Here is an 8,169-nt window from a genome sequence, read left to right as displayed (position 1 = left end):
CCCCCCCCCCCCCCCAGCCCAATTGGCCGCATGATAGTACGATAGAATCACGCGTTGATATCCCAAGCGTTATTAGTAAAACAATTGATATCAACAGTAATACCAGAACGAACAATGGTGTAGATTTAGGTGTTTTAAAGCCTATCACCCCACCTGCAGCACTGACTACAGAGCTAACGGATGCTGCTCAAATTAAGCCAGGTTTAGAACTGCCCGAGCCTGATAAACCATTAGTGACTAAGAGTCTATTTACGCCGCTTGCTCCTCAGGTTTCGGCACCGACTATCGCCTCACCTAAAATTTTATCTTTCCAAACATTTGCAGACTGTAATTTTTGCACGAGCAGTTTTACTGTGAGCGGCTATGGGCAGGACATAGTTGCAGTGGATGAAAATGGTGCGGTCAGAAAACCCTATACTGATGAGAATTATCATCGATTTCACAGCACTTGGGTCAGTAGTGGTTATGAATTTGAAGCTTTAGTCTTTAAAGGTAATTACATCAGCCAATCACGCTCAGAACCAGCGAGCTACGAGTCGAATGCCAATCGGAGTAAAATTGTGCGGTTGGATTCGTTTAACCCTAATAATCCCAGCAAATATTCTACTTCGAATAAAGGCATCGTAGACTTTAACCGTGCAATGATGCCAGATTCAGCCGTTGAAGTTGAAAATATGTCGCTTGAGGGTAAGGCTCGTAATCGTCAATATTTTTTAGTGGGTGGTAGTCGTGCTTTTGAGGGAGATCAGAATGTTAGCGTCACTTTTCCAAAAGGGCATACCATCCAGTTGGCCGGTCCCTTAACATTTGGTATCACTCAACAGGATTTGAGTGATAACACTAAAATAACAAAAAACGTAGGCACTATCACGGATAGTGATGAAAACACGCGAGACTTTATTAAGAATATGCCGGTTGACGCAGAGGGCTATTTGCAAAACAAAGCGTGGGTGCGAAATGACAAGGGTGAACTTGAAGAAAAATTGATAACGGGTACCGGTGATAATGATGGTAAATCTGTTTTACTGGGCCCTCGTCTACCCTCCAGTGTGGCAACTACGACGGGATCTAGTTCATCAAAAGATAATAAATGGAAGGTTTTTGCAGAAGGCCAAAAGTTTATCGAGTATCGGATTCAACGCTCTAAAGACGGTTATGTAGGTTATAAAATTGGTATCTCGCGTGTTGAGGAGGATGATAACAGGGTAGCCACCATTAGTAATCAGGGAACGATTGATTTCCGCGGTGCTAATAGTATTGGTGTGTATGGTTATACACCGTACAAAATTGTTGTTGACCCCACAAAATATGGCTTCTTGCTTAATGAGAATACCTCAACAGAACGCGGTAAAATCCTGTTGAGCGGTGCCGACTCCTTTGGCATGAAGTGGTCCTTAGTGATGGGAACTAGCCACAATGCAAGTCCAAAGTATGTCGGCTTTGAGAATCAAGGCGATATTATATTACGCCGTAATCCTGACGGCGAGGATCGTGCGGATGGCTCAGTCGGTATGGCCGTTGCGGTTGACTCGTCCCTATCGCCAGGCCGTTTTGTCTCGATTAATTATGATGCGGCGAAAAACACCAAGACCGGTGTGATTAAGCTTCAGGATAATATCCAAGGCGCTTTGGGCGCATACATTGATGTCGCATCTAATTTTACGAATGAAGGCCTAATCGAGGTCTCTGCCATTGCAAAACCGTCAGCCGCTCAACAGGAACCGGCTTATAACGTGGCACTGTATGCAAAACAAGTGCAATCAGACAATAAAGGCACCCTACCTTCGGTATATCAGCAAAACAAAAAGTATCAAACTGGATTGATTAACGCTGCTGGTGCTCAGATTGTGCTTAGTGGTGATTATGCTGCTGGGATGCTTGCAAGTGGCAAGGAAAGCGGTGTATTTAACGACCTAAAGGAGCAGCATGCAATTGCTGAAAATATGGGTAGCATTACAAGTGGTACCGGTAGAACCGTGGTTAAAAACATCGCGATGCTTGCGGATAAGCAAGCAGAAATTGTTAATCGTGGTCAGATTGAGTTTAATGAGGCCAGAAGGTCTATCGGCATGATGATCACAAAGGGGGCCAAAGGTAGTTTATTAGACAGAGGAAGTGTGGTTGTGAAAGGTCCATCAACAGGCGCTTCTTCGCCGGTTGGTGTCCTGAATCAGGGCGGTGATTTTAAAATGGGGCGATCTGCTGCTGCTACGTCAGATAGGCCTACGCTAAGTGTTAGCGGTTCAGGAGGGATCGCTTTGTATGCGTCTAATGATGACAGCGGGAACCCGTCAACTACCACGATTAATGCCGGTACGATTAAGGCTACTAACAATGCCATCAGTGTTTATGCGGACGATACAAAGATTTCTTTTCAGCCTACGAAAGCGGGTGATGTGCATCTTATGGCGGAGAATAACAGCCTTTTATTTTTCCAGCACGGTAACTTAGGTAAGTTTGATATTCATAATTATGATATTACAGCTGAGGTGGGTGCTAAATCCAGTGCATTTTACTTAAAAGAAACCAGTCTGTCAGAGGGTCAGGCGGCGGATATCGGTCAGGCACTTAATAAACTATTTGCTGGTTCTACCAAGGATCTGAACGTTTCCTTAAAAGATAAGTCGGTCGCTTTTGTGCTAGATAAGCCCGCAGCAACGTTAAAGCTGAGTAAGGTTCAAGGGCAAGCTAGTGGCAATAGTTTTCAATATGGTGATCACATTAAATTCACGCCAGAAGCGAACGCTGACTATCAATTATTTTCGCTTTATCGTGGTCAATTCTCAATTGACCAAGATGTGGATCTGGATAATTCCGATGACCCCTATTTTAAAACAACGGTCATCGCCTCTTCTCAAACGATTGAGAAGGATAAAACCATTCATGGTAGCGGAGCTGGGTTAATTGCCTTGGATGATGCTAACTATAAAGAAACAGATGAAGTTGGAGGACTTGATGATTTAGTGTTAACGAATCATGGCACGATTTCTTTAAGTGGTGATTCAACGCAAAATAAATCAACGATAGGTATTGTTGGTGGTTATGGGACGATTCGCAATAGCGCCACTGGTAAAATTGAAATCACAGGCAAGGATGCCTTTGCGATAGTCGGTTATGGTGGTAGCAAAATCAACAATGAGGGCGAGATCGTCATTGATAATGGTAGCAGCGGCATTTATGCGGCTAGCGAAATAGTCAATGATTTTAATTTAGGTACACTCTCCATTGATGTAGAGCATACGGGTAAGATTACCAGTCTCAATAACAAAGGCGGTGTTTACGGTATTTGGACAGATTACCAACCTAATCTTAAGCCTAACCCCAATGGTACGGCAGCTAATAGCGCCAAAGTACTTAATCGTGGCAGCATTGATTTTAGCAATACGAATAAAAGTGTTGCGGTACACCTGAGTCAGGGCGTTAACTATGTGGCGGAAGACAAAGCCAAGATCGTATTAGCTGATGATTCTATAGCAATCCGATCTTTAGGCGGCGATTTGAAGGATGAGGGTTCTACCATCAGCCTTGCTAAGAATTCGGTGGCCTATCAGTTACATGGTGATTTCAAGGATGCTACGCTTGATATTAAACCGGTAATTCGTTTAGGTGACGCAAGTGCGAATAATATTATTTATGATATTCGCGGCGTGGATTTAAACCAAAGTAATCAAGCCAACTTATCTGTCAAGGCTGTTCAGCAAAGTAAGCCAGCAAGCAACAGTTTTGTGTTACTTAGCTTGTCTAAGGACGGTGCTAAGCATACAGTAAGCGATGCCGTCACGCTCGAAAATGTGCAAAACGGCGTGTTTGCTTCCCTCCAAGATCAAACTGAGTTGACGTTGAAAGAGCAGGTTACTATCAATGGTAAACATAATGCTGGCGTCATTCTTCGAGGTGATAATACAGCCCATCTCAAGATGGAGGGTGCGGCTCAGCTTAATGTGAAAGGTGAAGATGCTGTTGCTTTATATTTAGATGGTTTTGTTGCGCCATATCAAGTTGATAGCTCCCTTGTGCTTAATGTGGATGGTGGTGGTGTCGGTGGCGCTGCGATTTATACGGATAAGGCAGACGGTAAAACACTTGCGTCCGCAGCTACTCTAAGTGTGACAAATAAAGCCACGGGTATTTTCGCAGATAATCTAGATAGCTTGACTAACACAGGGAAAATCACAGTTGGTAAAGATAGCCACGGTATTCAAAGTACGGGTAGTAAAGCCGTAACTAATAACGCAGCGATTCATTTAAACGGTAAAAATGCCGTTGCGATGCATATTCGTCATGCCGATAGTCTAAGCAATCAAGTTGATGGTCATATTTCGACTGATGGTGAGCAGGGCGGTATGGCGATTTTCGCTGAACAGGTAAGTGAGATTGAGCAACTCGCCAATATTACGCTTAGTGGTGAGAAGCTTACTGGCATTTATGCAATAGGTGATCCTGCTTCTGCTACGGATAAGTTAATTAACCGTGGTGCTATGAACTTAAGTTCCAAGGCGACCAACAGTAGTCAAGCCAATGCGATTGTTACGGAAGGTGTGGCGGAGATTACTAACCATGGTGAAATCACTGTCAGCAATGCAGCACAAGCTGTGGCCATGCAGACTCAGCAGTTCGGTCGCACGATCAATAGTGGGGTCTTTAATGTTCAAGGTGATTTGGCGGTAGGCGTGTTTGCTGATCGTGGTTTAACTTTGGATAACACGGCAAAAATCACGGCGACCGGTAAGGCACAAGCCATTGCTTTAAGTCTCAATGATGTGAAGACGGTGACGAATTCTGCCGAGTTAGTACTTCAAGGGCAACGACTCGTTGGGATCGCTCATCATCAAGGTGAAACTCTTAACAATAACGGCGCTATCCATTTAACTGGTACAGCTGACAGTGCTGGCGCTGCGATTACGGCAACTGCTGTGAATAATGTACAAAATGGTGGTGAGCTCAGCGTCGATGTCACTAAAAACGGCATGGGTCTACGACTGCAGGATGTTAAAACGGCACATAACACAGCTAATATTCTAGTCAAGGGTAAAGACTCAACCTTGCTTTGGGTACAAAATACCGGCTCTCTGACGAATGCCCCCAGTGATGATATTCAGCTAAGCGAAGAGGGAGCCATTGCGATTTATGGTCAGAACCTTAGCCAGTTGGATAATCAAGCTAATATCCATGTGGCTCATGCAAATGCCATTGGTTTAGTGGGGGACCTTACTAAAGTAGCAAGCACTAATTCAAACTGGCTCAATCAGGGCGCCCTAAATGTACAAGCAGCAGGTGGCGTGGGTGCATATTTGAGTGGTGATGATGAGAGTCAAGTGACACAGAAACATCACTTTATTCAGCGTGGTCAAATTAGCGTGGCAGATACCTCAGACAAAGCGCTGCCAACTATTGGGATTTTGGCTGATAGGAATTATCATCATGTGACCTTGGATGGTGTCATGCAGGTGGGACGTGAAGCCATGGGTCTCGTGGTTCATGATGTTGAGAGTACAGCGGCTTCTAGCTCTACCGTTGCTGCTGGTGGTATCGCAGCGGTTTCACAAGGGGATGTGAAGCTCCAAGGTGCGTTTAACTTGGCGACCTCTGATGCGAAGCGTCCGACCATTGCGTTATTGCATCAAGGCTCAAAACAGCGCATTAGTGTCCAACCAAGTTCAGTGACGATGGGGGCTCATGCCGTTGCCTTTAGTTTGAACGGCAGCGACAACACGGTTAATGTCGGGGTAGATTCCGTGGTTAATCTTGACAACAATAATATCTTCCTACATAGCGCTGATACAAAAGGCACAGTGACTAGCTCAGCTACAGTGTCCACCAAAGCCCAGGCGGATCGAGGAGTAAATAGCTTAGGTAAGAATATTGCTTATCATGTCGCTGGTAATTTTACCAATAATGGTTTGATTGATATGGGCAATAGTTGGGAGAATATCGGTATTGCCTCTGTTTACAAAGACGGTCAGGGCATTGCCACAAACGCTGGTACCATTAAGGTCGGTCGTAGCTATGTCGGAGCGGGTGGTTGGGATAGCCCCGAGCTTCGCATCAGTGCTGGTATGGTTGCGGGCGGCACAAGCGGTTACAAGGGTAGAATTGTCAATACTGGCACCATTGATTTACATCATCCCTATAGTATCGGTATGGTGGCTAAAGGGGCTGGCGCTGAAGCTATTAACGAGGGCACTATTCACCTCCATTCAACGGCGAATCATGCCGTGGGTATGTTGATTACTGATGGTGCTAGCGGGGTTAATGCGGCGACTGGTACGATTACTATCGACGCTAAGGATGCGATTGGTGTTTTCTCAACGCTTGGTTCTACTTTCAAAAACTATGGTAAAGTCACAATCACCGCTGGAGCGGACGGTTCTTTAGATATCGTGGAAAATGCCACAAAAGCTAAAGGTAGTTTGACGACTGATGGTCAGCCTAGCTATCGTAGCAGTGATGCGGTCTTACAAAAGGCTTTGAATTTGAGTTTAGCCGATTTGGCTCCGACAGACATTAATGTACGACCAGATGCGTGGGCAGATCGCATCAAAAAAGTAGCAGAAATTAATGATCATATTAGTGCTGTTGAGCTCATTAACCAAGATGAGATAGCTGAGCGCTTACACGCAGCAGGTATTAATAAACCGGCTGCTCATCGCCATCCAGATCTCAGTATGTATGTGGATACTTCGGGTAAGTATTTTACTCAAGCGATTAATAATCTTCATTTAATTCAAGCAGCGAAACCGGTCCATATCGATTTAGTTATGGGACCAGAGGCTAGTGTACACTCAAATGCTAAGGCGCTACGTATCGGTGAAACAATTCTTGAGCCGTTTAATAAAATGGTGCAGGATAGTAAGTCAATTGAAAAGCTCAACATCACTTCTGGTAGTTTGACTTGGGTTGCTGTGCCTGAAAAACTCCGAAAAGACGGTGGGGGCGTTGAAAGCGTGTTGATGGTGAAAATCCCTTATACCCGGTTAATTGCAGCTGATGACCGTAATTATCAGTTTATGGTGGGATTAGAGGACCGCTATAGCAAAGCTGCGTTAGGCAGTAAAGAGAAAGACATGTTTAATTCGCTGAACCAAATCGGTGTTGGTGGAGAAGCCGTCTTTCAAAACGCTGTTGATGAGTTAGTGGCTTATCAGTATGCAAATACCAACCGTCGTGTGGCGAGTACTAAGGACCTCTTTGATCGCGAATTTAAAATGATTCGTGATTGGGATACTAATACCAAAGATACAGCCAAGATGAAGTTTTTCGGTGAACGTCAACGCTACAAGACAGATCGTGCAGGTTTCTACTCTTATGACAAGAATTCTATAGGCTTTATGTATGTTCACCAAAAAGAAACTGTCAAATTGGGTGATGCTCAGGGTATGTTCTTTGGAGTGGCTGCCGATGAGTTCAAACTCAAAGATAGCGGCGGTAGTAAAGAACGCGCTATTGCTTTACAAGCTGGCTATTATTGGGATAAAGCCTATGGTGATAATCGTGATGAAGTGCTCTCCTTACGCACTGGCGGTGAGTTTTCAAACCGTGAAATGAAACGTCGATTCAATGTAGTCGATAAAGGCTATCAAAACGAAGCAGATTACAATACCGTTGGTGCTTTTGCGGATATCTCTTATGCTTGGAATAAGCGTTTAAGTCCAAGTGTGTTAGTGAGTCCTAGCGTGGGTATGGATGTAGGCGCACGCTATATCGAAGGCTTTACCGAGAGTGGTGAAGTGTTGCCAGTGAAATTCAAAGGCGGAATGTACTATACCGTAAAACCAAAGATAGGGGCTGCACTAGAGCATCAGGTGGAACTCGACAAGGGTCGTTGGGTTAATAACCTGGATGTGACGGTAGCTTATGATTTTGCTCAGCATATCAATAAGAGTAGTGCTCGTGTCGCCAACAGCGTTGGGTCTTATTATGATTACCGTAAGGATACTCAAGGTGCATTTGGTGTTGATGTATTAGCCAAGACTCGAATTGAAAAGGAGCATTGGGGTGTGGGTGCTTTTGCTGGAGCAAAAATCGGATCCAAGCAATGGGTTGCTGGTCTCGAAGCTAAAATTAAGTTCTGGTAATAGCAGGCTATATGTTTAAGCCTTAAACACTAAGCAGCCCCTAATAATTCATATTAGGGGCTGTTGTGTTTTGATGCCAAGATCTCGCTATCGA

At 44.6% G+C, this 8,169-nt stretch carries 1 protein-coding gene; it reads left to right on the top strand.

Translation table 11 applies throughout. The features are described from left to right. Positions 1-353 precede the first annotated feature (353 nt). The gene (locus HMPREF3179_RS04015) at positions 354-8,075 is read left to right on the top strand and encodes an autotransporter outer membrane beta-barrel domain-containing protein (protein WP_210398752.1); all 7,722 of its coding nucleotides are present in this window, start codon (positions 354-356) and stop codon (positions 8,073-8,075) included. Positions 8,076-8,169: the final 94 nt, after the last annotated feature.

The sequence above is a fragment of the Oligella sp. HMSC09E12 genome, assembly GCF_001808505.1.
GTDB classification, from domain to species: Bacteria; Pseudomonadota; Gammaproteobacteria; order Burkholderiales; family Burkholderiaceae_B; genus Oligella; species Oligella urethralis.
The sequence above is the reverse complement of the archived record's forward strand: the minus strand, read 5'-3'. Positions and strand labels throughout refer to the sequence as shown.